The 14,904-nt window shown below is 42.0% G+C and carries 7 protein-coding genes; all 7 read left to right on the forward strand.

Annotation, left to right across the window (positions count from 1 at the left end):
* Positions 1 to 320 precede the first annotated feature (320 nt).
* The 7 genes from DXD78_RS19920 (at position 321) to bglX (ending at position 14,844) form a co-directional block, all read left to right on the forward strand.
* A complete protein-coding gene (locus DXD78_RS19920; RefSeq protein WP_009036780.1) occupies positions 321 to 3,212 on the forward strand; it encodes a triple tyrosine motif-containing protein in 2,892 nt (963 codons plus the stop codon).
* Between the two features lie 291 nt (positions 3,213 to 3,503).
* Positions 3,504 to 6,707, forward strand: coding sequence for a TonB-dependent receptor (locus tag DXD78_RS19925; protein ID WP_005826839.1), 3,204 nt, complete (start codon positions 3,504 to 3,506; stop codon positions 6,705 to 6,707).
* Between the two features lie 18 nt (positions 6,708 to 6,725).
* Positions 6,726 to 8,315 carry a RagB/SusD family nutrient uptake outer membrane protein gene (locus DXD78_RS19930; RefSeq protein ID WP_005826837.1) on the forward strand — a complete coding sequence of 530 codons (1,590 nt, stop codon included), beginning with the start codon at positions 6,726 to 6,728 and terminating at the stop codon, positions 8,313 to 8,315.
* A gap of 31 nt (positions 8,316 to 8,346) precedes the next feature.
* Positions 8,347 to 9,720: a hypothetical protein gene (locus DXD78_RS19935; RefSeq protein WP_009036781.1), complete on the forward strand. Its 1,374-nt coding sequence runs from the start codon at positions 8,347 to 8,349 to the stop codon at positions 9,718 to 9,720.
* A gap of 38 nt (positions 9,721 to 9,758) precedes the next feature.
* Positions 9,759 to 11,219: a family 16 glycosylhydrolase gene (locus DXD78_RS19940; protein WP_272186433.1), complete on the forward strand. Its 1,461-nt coding sequence runs from the start codon at positions 9,759 to 9,761 to the stop codon at positions 11,217 to 11,219.
* A 77-nt stretch (positions 11,220 to 11,296) separates the two neighbouring features.
* Entirely contained in the window at positions 11,297 to 12,589 is a 1,293-nt protein-coding gene (locus DXD78_RS19945; protein ID WP_034528657.1) for a glycoside hydrolase family 2 TIM barrel-domain containing protein, read from the forward strand.
* Positions 12,590 to 12,591: 2 nt separating this feature from the next.
* Positions 12,592 to 14,844, forward strand: a complete 2,253-nt coding sequence (bglX, locus tag DXD78_RS19950) for a beta-glucosidase BglX (RefSeq protein WP_009036783.1) — start codon at positions 12,592 to 12,594, stop codon at positions 14,842 to 14,844.
* Positions 14,845 to 14,904 lie beyond the last annotated feature (60 nt).

Raw genomic sequence — 14,904 nt, forward strand, 5'->3', positions numbered from 1 at the left:
TAGACACTTTGGAGGGGAGGTACGGATTCTTTCCGGCATTACGATGGACAAATATTCCTTTTACTAGAAAGTATTCGTCCGACATATGTAACCTTATCGTCCGACGGCTGTTGAATTATCGTCCGACAGCTGTCGGACGATAATTCAACAGCCGTCGGACGAATACTTCTTAGTATACCGGAATCTAAAGTATAGTTATGCAAAAGATTGCCATTTGAGAAGAAAATAATAATCGGGGACAAAAAAACAGATAGGCTATTGTGTGCTACCTTGAAAATAAGCATTATTTTTGTGCAACTAACTATATAGTCATTATACGCATGAACAAACACATATTGTCATTCTACCTTTTTTTCTGCCTTTTTCTTTTTCCCCCTTTGGTCGAAGCAATTGCCGGCTGGAATAGCTTTATCGTCAATTTTGATAAAAGTGTTTATGGTAAGGGGACCCAGACTTGGCAGATAGCACCCTATGATGACAAGTGGGTATATTTCGCCAACAAGAACGGTATGGTGCAATTTGATGGCAATGTCTGGAATGTGTTTCCATTGAACAATGCTTCCGATGTGCGTTCCGTTCTGGCTTCTGCCACCCAAAAAAGAATTTATGTGGGGGGCATCAATGAATTCGGCTATTATGAACCGGATACGGACGGTTCTTTGGCCTATCATTGCATGTCCGATACTTTGGAGAGTTCCGTTCGTTTTCTTGGAAATGTGTGGGGCATCCATGAGACAGACAATATCTTGTATTTCCAAGGGGACGGGTGCGTGGTGAAGTACCTGAACGGCAAATATACCGCCATTGAAATGAATGCCAAGATAGACTGTTCCAATATGGTCAATGGTATTCTTTACATCGGTACGGACAGAGGCGTATGGCTTTTGGTTGGAAACACTTTTTTCCCTCTTCAGGGTGCCGATGCGTTGGCTTCCAAGCGTATTCGTGGCATTATACCTTATAAGAAAGGTGTTCTGGTGGTGACTGCATACAACGGACTTTACTATTGTGACGGGCGTACGATGGAACCGTTTGTCACCGGTGCCGAAGAGTTTATGCGTGAGAATGAAGTCTTTTGCGTAGCCAAAAAGGATGATAAGATTGCCTTGGGAACCATTCATAAAGGATTGGTACTGGTGGATTGCAGCACCATGCAACTGAAATATTTCAATGAGAACAACGGCTTGCGTAACAATACGGTGCTTTCTGTCTCCTTCGATACGACCGGAAACCTCTGGGCCGGTCTGGATAGCGGCATTGACTACGTCTGTCTGAGTTCTCCTTTTACGAATCTCTATTCCTATCCTTATTCCTACGGCACGGGATATACGGCGGCGGTAGAAGGCGGTTATCTTTATTTAGGTACCAATCGGGGTTTGTATTACACCTCGTATCCGGTACAGATGAACGGCGATTTGCCGGATATCCGTCCGATGCCCCAATCCAGCGGACAGGTCTGGAACCTTTGCCGTATAGGTGATGAACTCTTCTGTCTGCACGACCGTGGTATTTTCCTTATCAATGGTACTTCCGTAAAACGTGTGACGGATATTGCCGGCGCCTGGTGTTGCCAACTTGTGGCAGGACGTACGGACCTTATGTATGTCGGGGTATATAACGGTATTTATTTGGTTGGGAAAAAGAATGGAGAATGGCAGGTGGTTGGCAAGATTGAGGGTGTGAACGATTCTTGCCGTCTTTTTGAGCAGGAAAGTGATAAGGTGATTTGGGTGTATAATACAGACCACGTTACCCGTGTGGATTTGGATAATGATTTGACAAAAGCTGTCCGTATAAAGGAATATAGCGCGAAGGATGGTTTCCCGGTAGGACGTGATATGTATATAGCGAAGATAGAAGACCGGGTGTATTTTGCCACTCCCCGGGGAATCTATAAGCATAATCCTCATAAAGATGTCATGGAGCCTTGTCCGGATATGAACAACCTTTTGAATGGCACCACGGCCTATTCGCATATTTTGGAGTATCACGATAAGTTGATAAGTTTGAGCCCTCACGAAATCTGTATTGCCAATCTGGGTACCTATAAGCGGGGGGCGAATACAAGCATTAATCCCATCCAGCAATCGCTGATTGAACTGGTACCCGGTTTTGAAACGATTATTCCTCTTTCAGATTCGCTGATGGTGGTTCCTAATGAAGGAGGTTTCGCTTTGTTCAGTATCCCGGCCGTAAGGGAGCGTCAGGATCGTAGCCATTCCTTATATATAAGGAACATGTATCTGTCCTATCCCAAGGATTCATTGGTATATACCGCAAACTTTTTAGGAGAGAAGCCGGTTCCGGTGATAGCTTATTCCATGAATTCCGTTCGTTTTGACTATGCCCTTTCTCTCTTTGCGGTAGGAGATGATGTCCGTTTTCAATATCGTCTGAATAAGGGGAGCTGGTCCGATTTTACAACGGTACGCACCAAGGAGTATAGTAATCTGTCGGAAGGTGAATATACGTTTGAAGTTAAGGCGGTCTTTCCTGACGGTACGACATCATCGGATACAATTGCTTTCCGTATACTTCCGCCGTGGTATCGTAGTGCTGCTGCATACGTTTGTTATATCATCTTGGCTTTGCTTGCCTTATGGTATGTCTATCGTTGGGATGATGTCCGTGTGAAACGGAAGAAACAGCAGGCGGTAATCGAGAAAGATAAAGAGTTGCACGATATGGAAAGGGAGTACGAAGAGGAGAAAGCCCGTCAGGAAAAGCAGATTATGCAGCTGGAGAAAGAAAAATTGGAATACGATTTGCAACATAAGAGTCAGGAAATGGCCAATCTGATGATAAACTTTGTCCGTAAGAATGAAATGCTGACTGAAATCAAGTCAGAGATACTTAAAGTATCCGCCTTGCTGAAGGGTGAGGGGGCTCGGGAAGGAAAACAGCAACTCATACTTATTAATAATAAAATAGACGGTAATATACAGAGTGATGAGGTTTTGAAGCGTATTGAAGACCAGTTCGATTTGATACATAACAATTTTATGAAACGTCTTCATGCCAAGCATCCTGAACTTTCCCACAACGAACGCATGATGTGCGCTTATCTAAAGATGAATCTTTCCACGAAAGAAATAGCACCTCTGCTGAACATTTCGGTTCGTGGAGTTGAAACAATCCGTTATCGTCTTCGTAAGAAGTTCGCTTTAGAGAGAGAGGATAGTTTGACGGATTATTTAAGCAATAAACTGTAGCCTTTAGATATTAACTTCCTTTAAAAGAAGGAAGAGTATGAAAGGGAGGAATGTTAAATTTCTCCCTTTTGTGTTATATAACATGTTGTGACGTAATACTTAAAAGTATATATTAATTATTGATTATTAGTAAGTTATTTGCTGATGACGTATTGATAACGTATTTGAATTTCAGATTTGACGTATTTAAGAATGATTGTTTTTTATTTGTTTTATTGCATTTTACTCTATGTTTGCACTGTTCGATTGAGAACAAAACCGAGAAACGTTAATCTTAATTTAGTAAAACTTATGAAAAAGTTATTATCAGTTTTATTTCTGTTAAGCTTTACCTTGGCTTCTGTATATGCCCAAAATATACAGGTAAAAGGTACAGTGGTAAGCGGTTCGGATAATGAACCGTTGCCTGGAGTAAATGTGGTAGTTAAAGGAACTACCAATGGTGGAATTACTGATTTGGACGGTAATTTTACATTGTCGGTTCCTGCCGACGCAACACTTTCTATTACCTATATTGGTTTTAAGTCGCAAGAAGTAGCGGTAAATGGAAAAAATTCCTTGAAAATAGTTCTTCAGGAAGATTCAGAAACGCTGGACGAAGTAGTAGTGGTGGGGTATGGTGTTCAGAAAAAAAGTGTGGTAACAGCATCTATTGCCAAAGTTAGTAGTGAGGATTTGGAAAACAAATCTCCGGTGCGTATGGATAATGCATTGAAAGGTTTGGCTGCAGGTGTGGATGTAACTTCAGCTTCTGGTCAGCCGGGTGATTCTCCTCGTGTACGTGTACGTGGTATTGGTACTATCAACAATAGTGATCCGCTCTACATTGTAGACGGTATGCCTATTGGGGGTGGTCTTGATTTTGTAAATCCTAATGATATCGAGTCTATCGAAGTGTTGAAAGATGCTGCTTCTGGTGCTATCTATGGTGCGCGTGCTGCTAATGGCGTTATTCTAGTAACTACCAAAAAAGGTAAGATGGGTAAGGCACAAATTAATTACAATTTTTCTTATGGCTGGCAGAGTGCATGGAAGAGACGTGATGTGACTAGTGCGACAGACTATGCTATCCTTCAGAATGAAGCCAATGTGAATGGTGGTCAGGCTCCAATTTATGCAGATCCTTATAATTTGATTGATGCTAATGGAAATTCTATCAAAGGATTTGGCACTGATTGGCAAGATCTTGTTTTCTATGACAATGCTCCGGTAGTGAATCATGATGTGACAGTTAGTGGTGCATCGGAAAAAGTAAATTATTATTTGTCTTTGGGGTATTATTCACAAGATGGTATTGTTGGTGGTAATCACGGACATTCTAATTATGACCGTTTGACTATTCGTTCCAATACTCAATATAATCTAATTGATGCATCTAAAGAACGCGGTTTCCTTAATAAATTGGATTTAGGTGTAAATTTGGCTTATATGCGTACGCATTCAACAGGTGTTGGTACTAACTCTGAATTCGGTTCAATTTTGGGATCGGCTCTTTATCTGTCTCCTATTTTGACCCCTACATTGACTGGTGATGCAGCTGAAAAGATGATTGAAACTTATAAAGATTTTGATTTGCCTCGTGATGCAAATGGTGATCCTTATACAGTACCTGGCTATGGAGGAGCTTATCAGGAAATGAATAATCCGCTGGCTATGATGACATTGACTCCTACAAAGAATTGGTCGCATAAGTTTGTTCCAAAGTTTTCTATTGATCTTCAATTGTGGGATAATTTGAAGTATCACTTCAATTATAGTGCTGATATGGGATTTTGGGGTAATGAAGGGGCTACTAAGAGCAAGTATTATCTCTCAGCTAATAATAAGGCAACACATACTAATGCATCTTCATTCAAGGCACAGAATGTGACATGGCAGATTGAAAACACATTAACTTATGACAAAACTATCGGCAAACATACATTTGGTGTTGTATTAGGACAGTCTGCTCTTAAATATAAGGGAGATCAACTTGGTGGTAACCGTTGGAATCTGGTGAATCCTAATAAACCTTCTATTGATTATGCTACAGGGAATGTTGAATATACAAAGGATGCAGATGGTAATATTACTGGTGCTACAGTTCAGTATGGCGTTTATGGAGGTCCTTATACAGAACATAGAATGTCGTCTATGTTTGCTCGTTTGAGTTATAACTATAATGAACGCTATATGATTCAGGCTACAATCCGTCGTGATGGTTCAAGTCGTTTTGGTATTAATAATAAATATGGTACGTTCCCTTCAGTATCTGTGGGATGGAATGTGACAAATGAAGAGTTTATGGCTGATACGCGAGAATGGTTGTCTAACTTAAAGGTTCGTGCCAGTTGGGGTAAGAATGGTAATGATAACATAGCCGAATTTGGTTATACTTCATTGACGGCCATGGGTAACAATGTCCTTTTGGGTAAAGATGCCATCAAATGGAACGGTTCTAAAGCACAACGTTTGGCAAATCCTGATTTGAAATGGGAAGAGAGTGAGCAAACTGACTTAGGTATTGATTTGGGATTCTTTAATAATGCTTTAACATTCAGTGCTGACTATTACATAAAGAAAACCAATGGCATGATTATTACGATGCCTATCCCGAGTTATGTAGGTGAAACTAAACCTCTTGGTAACGTAGGTGATATGGAAAATAGTGGTTTTGAGTTTGAACTTGGCTATAAATGGAATATTGCTGATGCTAAATTTGCAGTAAAGGGAAATGCTACTTATCTTAAAAATGAATTGAAGAACTTGGGAAATGATACTGGCTATATGGATTTAGATGGTATTCAAGGATTCTCTGGTGGTGGTACACGCGGTTCTAACGGACAACCTTTCCCCTATTTCTATGGTTACAAGACTGACGGTGTTTTCCAGAATATGGATGAAGTTCGTGCTTATGTCAATAAAGATGGTAAAATGATTATGCCGGATGCGGTTCCTGGTGATACACGTTTTGTGGATGTAAATGGTGATGGTAGCATCTCGGCAGATGACCGTACTAACATTGGTAATGGTACTCCGGATTGGACTTATGGTTTGAATCTTAATGCTGATTGGAAAGGCTTTGATTTTAATATTTTCTTCCAAGGTGTAGCTGGTGCTGATGTGTTTGATGGCACTTATCGTACAGATGTTGCTTCTGGTAACTATCCTTCTTGGATGTTGGGACGTTGGACTGGTGAAGGTACTTCTAATAAGTATCCTCGTCTGGCTGTCGGTAATGCAACGAACTGGATGGTATCTGATCTTTATGTTTGTGATGGTTCATATCTTCGTCTTAAGAATATTACTTTGGGATATACATTGCCTAAGACTCTTACTCGCAAACTTACTATTGAACGTCTGCGTGTGTATGTGCAAGCTGAAAATCTTGTGACTTGGACCAAATATTGGGGATTTGATCCTGAAATTTCTTCAGGTGCAACTTCTCTTGGTGTTGACCGTGGTATTTATCCGCAGGCTCGCACATATACAGTAGGTGTAAATGTTTCTTTCTAATCTAAAAATAAGAACTATATGAAAACAAATAAAATATTAGCAATAGGCTTACTTGCTGCCGCTACAGTGTTGACTACCGGTTGCAGTGACAGTTTTCTTGAGGTGGAAAATCCGACAGGTGAACCATTGGAAGATTATTATACTACGGATGAGCATATTCAGGAAGCTCTGATTGCCGCCTATGACCCTCTCCATTGGCCAGATTGGGGATTGGGACAGTACAATGCCTTGAATATTGACGGTGAAATTATGGGCGATAATTTTTGGGTAGGTGGTGCAACCAAGACCGATATGCAGAATTGGCATATGTTATTTAATTATGAAGCTAATGAAAATAATACACTTGGCTCTCTTTGGACTGTGGATTATTCTGGCATCAAACGTTGTAATGACTTACTGAAATATCTTGATTGGGGTACTGATGTTACTGAGGCCAATCGTAAACTCTATGAGATGCAAGCCCGTTTACTACGTGTTTTCTATTATAATATGTTGTGGCATTATTTTGGTAATGTACCTTTCTATTTGGAGAATCTTTCCGAACCTCCTTATACGGCTCCGCAATATACTGCCGATCAGGTTTATGCTGAGTTGATCGCAGAACTTGAAGCTGTAATTGACTCTAAGGTGTTACCTTTGAAATATTATAAAACAATCAAAGAAGGTAAAGAAGTTGACGACGAAGGTCAGTTGGGACGTGTCACTCAAGCTATGGCTTATATGGTATATGCTGAAATGGTAATGTATCAGAATGATGAAAGTCGTTTCTCAAAAGCTTTAGGTTATATGAAGGAGCTTATTGATAGTCCTAGCTTTAGATTGAATCCTAGTTTTGCCAACATCTGGGAAACGGAAGGTGAATGGTGTGACGAATCTATCTGGGAAATTAATTATGAGCAAACTAATAACGAACGTGGCTGGGGAAGTCCGTTAGCTGTTGGTGGTACAGTGCTTCCTACTCTGATTTCTCCTAACTCTTTCCCAGGTGATGATGGTTGGTCAAAGGGTAATGATGGCTGGGGATTTATGCCCATGCGTCTTGAAACTTATCAAATGTTTAGTGAACAAGACAAACGTCGTGATGCAACTTGCTGGGTGATTGCCGAAGATGTAGAATATACGAAACGTTATCAAGATACTCATATTTGGTTACAAAAATATCGTCCGTATGATAAGAACTTCAAGCAGTCTTCCGGTGACCAGAATTTGAACTATAATAACAATTATCGTTATTATCGTTATGCTGAGACATTACTAAATGCTGCAGAACTTTCTCTTCGTACAGGTGGAAGTGGTACAGGTGAGGCTAAGACATGGTTGAACGAAGTTCGCACCCGTGCCGGTTTGGCTGGACTTGCAAACGTTACGGTTGACGATGTACTTACAGAACGTCGTTTGGAATTTGTAGGTGAAGGCAAGCGTTATTTTGATTTGGTACGTGCTGAAGGAATCAGTGGAGCATCAGCCAGCAATAAGGCTACTACTGCACTGGTCCCCGATGAATATGGTTACCGTACTAATTCTTGGACTGCCAAGAAGAAATACATTCCTATTGCACAAGGAGAGTTGGATTCCGATCCGGCTTTGGTTCAGAATGCTTATAAATAGTTTACCATAACTCCATTAATAAATAATTGATATGAAAAATATATTTAAATATATGGCAGGCGTGTTGGTTGCTGGTTTTGCAATGACTTCATGTTCGCCTGAAGATTTTACGGGAGCCAATGGCAATATCCCACAAGCATCGGATTATACTGATAACTTTAAAGTTACTGTAGATCAGACAACCAATTATGCAAACTTTGAATTTACTTCTGCTCCTGGAGTGTCTCCAATTTGGATAATTGACGGCACTTATCAAGCCTCATATGGTTTTTCCAAATATTATCGTAAAAAAGGTTCATATACAGTAGAATGTAAAGTAAAGAACGCAAATGGCATTAGTGATGGTTCGATAACCAAAACCTTTGAAATAGAGAAGACTATTATGAACGGTTTTGGTGGTTTTGTGGAAGATAGTGAATTTAACATGTTTAAGGGAGTAACTTTCAATGTGGCATCTTTCTACTATGCTCCAGGATGGGGGCAGATTGCAGATCCAAAATATACTTATCAGAATGGTGCATTTGTTGTTTCCTTACCGGAAGCTACTACCGATCAGTGGCAAGCTCAGATGCATGTGGAATTGGATAAGGTAATTGCTTTGTCAGTGGATAAAACCTATGATTTTTCGGTGATAATCACTTCTACTACCAAACATCCGGGCGTGACGGTTAAAGTACAGCAGAAAGGTGATGACAATACGTTTATCAATATGCAGCGTGTGGCTTTAGATGCTAATGAGCCTAAGTGTATATGGTTCAGTAACGTACCCGGTGTGAATATTACCGACTTGAAGTTTGCACTTGATTTTGGTGGTAATGAAGCTAATACGGATATTACTTTGGAAAGCTTTGTCTTGAAAGACCATGCTAATGATGACGGTACGGAAATTCCTGAAGTACAAGAGCCTGAACCTTCTTGGGTGAAGGTGGATAGTGAAGACAATCTTTGGAACGGGGCAACCTTTACCAATACTTTCTTCTATGCAAACCCGGATTGGAGTGCTAGACCTAATCCAGATTTAGTGGTGGATGGAAATGCTTATACACTCACTTTCCCTGATGCTACTGAAGCACAATGGCAGAACCAGTTCTCGTTTGTTACAGATTTGTCAGCCGATACAGAAACTGCCTATGATTTCTGTGTCACTCTAAATCCTAGTACTGATTTGAAGGGGGTAACAGTAAAACTGGTTCAGACTGATGAACCTGATGTCAAACATGATGATAACTTCTTCTTTGCAGAACAGACGGACTTGTTGGGTAATGAAGATAATAAATTTTGGGTTGCAAATAAAAAGGCGCCTAAAGATATGCATGCTATATCTTTAGTCTTGGATTTTGGTGGAAATCCTGCTGACACAAAAGTGACTATTAAAGATATTATTTTCCAGACTCATAGAGATTGATGACTAGTATTAGATAGAATATTGGTCTGCTAAAAGCAGTGAATAATAAAAAGGGGGAAGGATGTGTGTTATCTTGGCAATTGCTGGAGTTTCATCTTTTCCCTTTTTTCTCTACTTATGTTGTAAAATATATATATATGAAATACTATTGTCTATTATCTATTCTTTTGTTTTCGTTGATTGCTTGTGGCAGTAGCGATGACAAGGAACCGCAATCCGAGGATGTTACCATTAAATGTTCTCCTGAAAAGATAGAGGCTGTTGCACAAGCTAGCCAATATGTGGTGAATGTGGTTTGTTCTGGTAAAGAGTGGACAGCTTTTGCCTCTGATGATTGCAGTTCATGGGTCAAAGTAAATGTAATGGGTTCTTCTTCTAGCCAAGGCACAGCGACAGTTATAGTCAGTGCTCATACGGGTACTACTTCTCGTACTGGTACGGTGGTAGTTAAATCTGGTGCTACTCGTGTATCTATTCCTCTTACGCAAGCGGCTCCTTTATCAGTGTCACAGACTGAGTTGTATTCTAATTCTATAGGAGAATCTTTTGTCTTATCTGTTATTGCTTCTGGCGAATGGAATGTGAAATCCAATGATAGTTGGATTAGCGCAGAAAAAAATAGTGGGGAAATTGTTGTGACCACTTTAGCTAATGATGCAAAGATTTCCCGTACGGGTACAGTTGAGGTTGTGGCTGGTGCAGAGAAAGTAACGGTAACAGTTATTCAAGAATCGGCTGAAGATCTGGATATCAATACCCCTGAGGGGTATCGGTTGGTTTGGCATGATGAATTTAATGAGGGTACATCTCTTGGCAATGATTGGACACACGAGGTTCAAGGAGCAGGGTGGGTAAATAATGAACTTCAAAATTACGTCAATGGTTCTGCTGACGGAAAGCGTGTGACAGAACTTGTGGACGGTAAGTTGAATATTAATTGTTTCAAAGGCTCCGATGGTAAAATTTACTCTGGTCGTGTGTATGCTAAAGTGAATACTGGTTGGGAATATGGCTATTTTGAAGCACGTATCATGTTGCCTGAAGGCAAGGGGACGTGGCCGGCTTTTTGGATGATGCCAGTTGGTAATGACTGGAATACTAACCCATGGCCCATGTGTGGTGAAATAGACATTATGGAGGAAGTGGGAGTCGTACCCAACGAAGTCTCTTCGTCTATCCATACGCAAGATTATAATCATACTATAGGTACGCAGAAAACACATGCCATGACTATAGAACAGGCAGAAGGAGAATTTCATCTCTATGCTTTAGAGTGGACAGAAGATGCCATCACTACATACGTAGATGGCAAGGTACAGTTGGCTGTTACCAAGCAACAATTGGGAGCTGGTCATAATCAATGGCCTTTCCATTATGCTTTCTATCCCATTCTGAATCTGGCTTGGGGCGGTGATTGGGGTGGAATGAACGGTGTGGACGAGTCTGCTCTTCCAGTGACGATGAAGGTGGACTATGTACGCGTGTTTCAGAAAAAATAGAGCCTTCATGTTTAAATATGAAGGCTGAATGTTTTTTATTTATAACATAAATACCTTATGCTTTAGGACAATTGATAATGAAAAAAGAAAAAATATTTATTTTTATCTGTTTAGTTTTGTTGTCTGCCTGTTCTCCTTCTTCTCTAGACGGTATTGTAATAGAGAAAGCGGCAGACGGTTATAAACTTTCCATTGACGGAAGAGAAACCTATATTAAAGGCGTAGGCGGCACATATCGGTTGGACATTGCCGCCCAGAGTGGTGCCAATGCCTTCAGAACCTGGGGAGGTAATGTGGAGGAGATAAAGAAAAACCTGGCATTGGCTTCGGAGCACAACATGTACGTAATGCAGGGAATAGGCATGACCAAAGACTCCATACGCTATTACGATGATGAATATAAGAACAAGATGCGCGAAGAAGTCCGCTTGTTGGCAGAAACGTTCAAGAATGATACGAGTTTGCTGGCTTGGGGTATTGGCAATGAAATTGAGTTGGGAAATGCCAATATAGCTGCCGCATGGAATTTTGTGGAAGAACTGGCACAGCTGATTAAGTCGATAGACAAGCGTCATCTGGTTTCGACAGTGATTTCCTACAATCCGTCGGCATTGGACTCTGTGGCAAAGTATGCTCCATCTCTCGATTATGTGGGCATCAATGTATATGGTCCGATGGGAGAGGTACAGATGGTTGTTGACAAGTCGGACTACAAGGGTGCATTTATGATTACCGAGTGGGGACCGACCGGTTGGTGGGAAACAGCTTCTACCGAGTGGAAAGCACCCATAGAGCAGACCAGTGAAGAAAAACGGCAGGTGTACGAAGAGCGTTATACGCAATATATTTCTGCCAATCCCCGTTGCTTGGGCTCTTTTGTATTCTTGTGGGGACAAAAAGAAGAACGTACGCCTACCTGGTTCAGTATGTTTGTAGAAGACACGGTGGATATGCTGCCTCTGAAAGGAGAAAAGACTCCTATGGTAGAGGCTATGCAAAGAGTGTGGACTGGTAAGGAACTGGATGAAACGGCTCCGGTAATTCTGGGTATGATGACTGTCAATGGGAAGAGTGCTATTGATAATGTCCGCATCAAGGCAGGTGCTTCATTGAAAGCAGAGGTTGCGGCCATAGACAAGGAAAATGATTCTCTGACTTATGTTTGGGAAGTGCTTAAAGAAGCTACAGTGCTGGGCTTTGGAGGTTCTTATGAACCGCGTCCGGAAAGAGTCGGTGAGGTGGCTATGTCAGATAAAAATGTGTATGAGACTGCAATTAAAGTTCCCGGAGAATATCGTTTGTACGTATATGTACTTGATAATACGGGCTTTGTCTCAACAGCAAATATTCCATTTCAAGTAATAGATTAAAGATGAAAACAATGAAAATGCTCTCTGCTTGTTTATTGCTGCTTCCTTTTATATCTTGTACTCAAGTGCAGGATACAAAAAATGACGCAGTCATCGAGCAGAAAATAGAAGCGCTGTTGTCCCGTATGACATTGGAAGAAAAGATTGGGCAGATGAACCAGATTTCTTCTTATGGTAACATAGAGGATATGAGCGGATTGATAAAGAAAGGTGAAGTCGGGTCTATCCTGAATGAAGTAGATCCGGTGCGTGTCAATGCCTTGCAGCGTGTGGCAATGGAGGAGTCCCGCTTGGGCATCCCCTTGCTGATGGCGCGTGATGTGATCCACGGTTTCAAGACCATATTCCCTATTCCCTTGGGACAAGCGGCATCTTTCAACCCGCAGGTGGCTAAGGATGGTGCACGGGTAGCGGCTGTGGAGGCTTCTGCCGTGGGTATCCGCTGGACATTTGCGCCGATGATAGATGTGGCTCGCGATCCCCGTTGGGGGCGTATGGCCGAAGGATGTGGCGAAGATACTTATTTGACTTCAGTGATGGGTGTTGCTATGGTTGAAGGTTTCCAGGGAGATTCGCTGAACAGTCCGACTTCCATAGCCGCATGTCCTAAACATTTTGTAGGTTATGGTGCTGCCGAGGGCGGGCGTGATTATAATTCCACTTTCATTCCGGAGCGTCGTTTGAGGGATGTATACCTTCCTCCTTTTGAAGCTGTGGCCAAGGCAGGGGCAGCCACTTTCATGACTTCGTTTAATGACAATGACGGAGCACCGTCTACCGGAAACACTTTTATTTTGAAAGATGTGCTTCGTGGTGAATGGGGATTTGATGGAATAGTAGTGTCAGACTGGGCTTCGGTAGCCGAAATGATGGCACATGGCTTTGCTGCCGATTCTAAAGAGGCAGCAATGAAGGCGGTGAATGCTGGTGTGGATATGGAGATGGTCAGCTATACGTTTGTCAAGGAATTGCCGGAATTGATAAAAGAAGGTAAGGTCAAGAAGTCTGCTATAGACGATGCCGTGCGGAATATTCTGCGTATCAAATTCCGGTTGGGACTGTTTGATAATCCTTATGTGGATGAGAAACGGATAGAGGAACTTTATGCTCCTTCTCATCTGGAGGCTGCCAAGCAAGCTGCTGTGGAATCGGCCATCTTGTTGAAGAACGAAAAGGAGACATTGCCTTTGCAATCTTCGGTAAAGACGGTTGCTGTGGTAGGTCCGATGGCAAATGCACCTTATGACCAATTGGGTACCTGGATATTTGATGGTGACAAGACAAAAACCGTGACACCGTTGAAGGCTATCAAGGAACTGGTGGGGGACAAAGTGCAGGTGATATACGAGCCGGGTCTGACTTATAGCCGTGACAAGAATATGGCAGGTGTTGCCAAAGCCGCTGCTGCCGCTGCACGTGCTGATGTTATTTTGGCGTTTGTAGGCGAAGAGGCTATTCTTTCAGGAGAGGCGCATTGCCTGGCCGACCTGAACCTGCAAGGTGCGCAAAGCGAACTGATTGCCGCTTTGGCGAAAACAGGAAAACCGGTGGTTACTGTCGTAATGGCAGGGCGTCCGTTGACCATAGGAAAGGAAGTCGAACTCTCGTCAGCTGTACTTTATTCGTTCCATCCCGGAACCATGGGAGGACCGGCATTGGCCGACTTGCTGTGGGGTAAGGCTGTGCCAAGTGGCAAGACTCCGGTGACTTTCCCGAAGATGGTAGGACAGATACCGGTTTATTATGCTCATAACAGTTCCGGACGTCCGGCTACGCGGAATGAGGTTTTGCTGAATGACATTCCGTTGGAAGCGGGGCAGACTTCGTTGGGATGTACCTCTTTCTATATGGATGCTGGTTTCGATCCGCTGTATCCTTTTGGCTACGGTCTGTCGTATACGACGTTCAAATATGATAATGTGAAACTCTCGTCTGCCAATCTGAAGAAGGAAGATGTGCTGACTGTGACTTTCGACCTTGAGAATACCGGAAAGTATGAAGGTACCGAGGTAGCCCAGCTTTACGTGCAGGACAAGTTTGCTTCGGTGACCCGTCCAGTGAAAGAGCTGAAACGCTTTGCTCGCGTCACATTGAAGCCGGGTGAGAAGAAAAATGTATCGTTTGAACTTCCGATAAGTGAACTTGCTTTCTGGAATATAGATATGGTGAAGACGGTGGAAGCCGGAGACTTTGCTCTTTGGGTGGCACCGGATAGCCAAAGTGGAGAAGAAGTTTTCTTTAAGGTAGTAGATTGATTGTTGATTTAGGCAGTATCCATAATTTTGTGTAAATAGAAACGGGATTCAGTTATAAGT

The organism is Bacteroides sp. D20 (assembly GCF_003436255.1).
GTDB lineage: Bacteria > Bacteroidota > Bacteroidia > Bacteroidales > Bacteroidaceae > Bacteroides > Bacteroides uniformis.

Coding starts and splice junctions, on each gene's coding strand:
- DXD78_RS19930 (WP_005826837.1), top strand. CDS start 6,726: ATGAAAACAAATAAAATATTAGCAATAGGCTTACTTGCTGCCGCTACA.
- DXD78_RS19920 (WP_009036780.1), top strand. CDS start 321: ATGAACAAACACATATTGTCATTCTACCTTTTTTTCTGCCTTTTTCTT.
- DXD78_RS19935 (WP_009036781.1), top strand. CDS start 8,347: ATGAAAAATATATTTAAATATATGGCAGGCGTGTTGGTTGCTGGTTTT.
- bglX (WP_009036783.1), top strand. CDS start 12,592: ATGAAAACAATGAAAATGCTCTCTGCTTGTTTATTGCTGCTTCCTTTT.
- DXD78_RS19925 (WP_005826839.1), top strand. CDS start 3,504: ATGAAAAAGTTATTATCAGTTTTATTTCTGTTAAGCTTTACCTTGGCT.
- DXD78_RS19945 (WP_034528657.1), top strand. CDS start 11,297: ATGAAAAAAGAAAAAATATTTATTTTTATCTGTTTAGTTTTGTTGTCT.